Origin of the sequence: Brevundimonas sp., from assembly GCF_035626535.1 — a bacterium.
Classification (GTDB): domain Bacteria; phylum Pseudomonadota; class Alphaproteobacteria; order Caulobacterales; family Caulobacteraceae; genus Brevundimonas.
Genome location: NZ_DASPNO010000072.1, coordinates 1 through 2,206, shown reverse-complemented (window position 1 = coordinate 2,206; position 2,206 = coordinate 1). Strand labels below are relative to the sequence as shown.

Sequence of the window (2,206 nt, the reverse complement as noted above, 5' to 3'; positions counted from 1 at the left end):
GGATTTGCGACAGGCCGAGGCCAACAGATTACACGCGTTTAATCGTCCGTTGACCCCACCGTTGGCATCTCCATAACGTGCAAGCATCCGGAGGCGTACTGTCTGCGGGCTAATTCGCTGTGGCGAGGCGAGGGGGGCGTCGGTTTTCGACGAACCGTTCGGGGAGCCGGGCTCAGGAGGAATGAAGTTGAAAATCCAAACCGCTCGTCAGCGCCTGTTGGCGTCTACGATCATCGGCGGTGCTGCGCTGCTGGCCCTTCAGGCCGCGCCGGCGTACGCCCAGGACGATTCGACCGAGGTCGAAGCCGTCTACGTCACCGGTTCTCGTATCGTCCGTCAGGACTTCGAGGCCATTTCTCCGGTGACGACTGTCGGGTCGGAGCAGCTCGAGCTGACCGCGACCCTGACCGTCGACACCCTGCTCAACGAGCTGCCCCAGATCGTCCCGGGCAACACCCGCACCTCGAACAACTCCGGCGGTGAAGACTTCGCCACCATCGACCTGCGCGGCCTGGGCACGAACCGCACCCTGGTGCTGGTCAACGGCGAACGCGTCCCGGCCTCTTCGCCGACCGGCGTGGTCGATCTGAACACCATCCCGGCCTCGCTGATCGACCGCATCGAAGTGGTCACCGGCGGCGCCTCGGCGGTGTACGGCTCGGACGCCATCTCCGGCGTCGTCAACTTCATCCTCAAGGACGACTACGAAGGCGCCGAACTGACGGCGACCTACGGCCAGTCGTTCGACGGCAAGGCGCCGGAGATGGAGATCAACGGCCTGCTCGGCGGCAACTTCGCCAACGGCCGCGGCAACGTCACCGCCTACGCCTCCTACTATCACCGCGAGGAAGTGCTGCAGTCGGAGTTCGACTGGGCGCGCGTCTCGGCCGCCGCCTGCTACGACTCGCGCGGCGTGATCGTCTGTGACAGCGCCGCCGAGGCCATCGCGTCCGGCCGGGCCTTCATCTTCGGCGGCGGCTCGAGCACCCCGCCCTGGGGCTGGATCACCAACAGCGGAGCCAACCCGTTCCAGAACCTGGCGGCCCTGCTGCCGGCCCAGTTCGCCGCGGCCAACACCGACTGTAACCCGGCCACCCCGGGCGTCGCGGTCAACTCCGGCAACCTGTCGTTCAACGACGCCGGCCAGCTGACCCCGCGCTTCAACGGCAACCCCGTCCTCCCCGGCGGCGCCTGCGCCGTTCCGGACCGTGCGGCCGGCTCGTCGCAGTACAACTTCGCGCCGGACAACTTCATCATCCTGCCGGCCGAGCGCTTCAACATCACCACCACGGCGACCTACGACATCACCGACAACATCCGCGCCAAGGTGTTCCTGAACTTCGTCAACTCGACCTCGGAAGTGCAGTTGGCCCCCACGCCGGCCACCGGCCTGGTGATCACCCTGACCCCGGCCATGCAGGCGCTGATCCAGGCCAACGCGCCGGATCTGTGGATTGCGCTCCAGTCGCGCCCGCAGCCGCTGGCGCCGTTCACCATGTCGCGCCGCACCACCGAGGTCGGTACCCGCAACGGGTTCTTCGAGAACAACTCGTTCTCGCTGCTGACCACCCTGGACGGCGACTTCAACGACAACTGGAACTGGTCGCTGACCGGCAGCTTCGGCTCCAACCGCTTCGATGCCCGCGGCATCAACTCGGTGAACGCCACGGCGCTGACCCAGGGCCTCTCCGGCTGTCAGACCGCCGCCGGCGCTCCGCTCGGCACGTCCGCCCTGCCGGGCTGCGTGCCGCTGGACATCTTCGGTCCGGGCACCCTGACGCCTGCCATGCAGTCGTTCATCCGGGTGAACACCTTCTCCGAGACCCAGATCGAGGAGAGCCGCATCGCCGGCTTCGTGCGCGGCGACCTGTTCGAACTGCCGGCCGGCCCGATCGCGGCCGTGTTCGGCTTCGAATACCGCGACACGGACATCGCCTTCCGCGTCGACAACGAGCAGCGCTCCGGCAACATCTTCGGCTTCAACGCCATTCAGGATATCGAAGGCGCGATCCAGGTGTCGGAACTCTACGCCGAAGTCAGCGTGCCGCTGATCAAGGACACGACGTTCTTCCACTACCTCGGCCTGGAAGGCGGCTACCGGGTGTCCGACTACTCGTCGGTCGGCCAGGTGGAGACCTTCAAGATCGGCGGCGAGTGGGCTCCGGTCGAGTGGCTGCGCTTCCGCGCGGTCTACAACGAAGCCACC

Annotated in this window: 1 protein-coding gene; it reads left to right on the top strand. The window is 66.6% G+C overall.

The genetic code is table 11. The features are described 5' to 3' along the window. Window positions 1-187 precede the first annotated feature (187 nt). Window positions 188-2,206: TonB-dependent receptor plug domain-containing protein (locus VEC04_RS11305; protein ID WP_324776881.1), on the top strand; the 2,019-nt coding region annotated here is incomplete at its 3' end.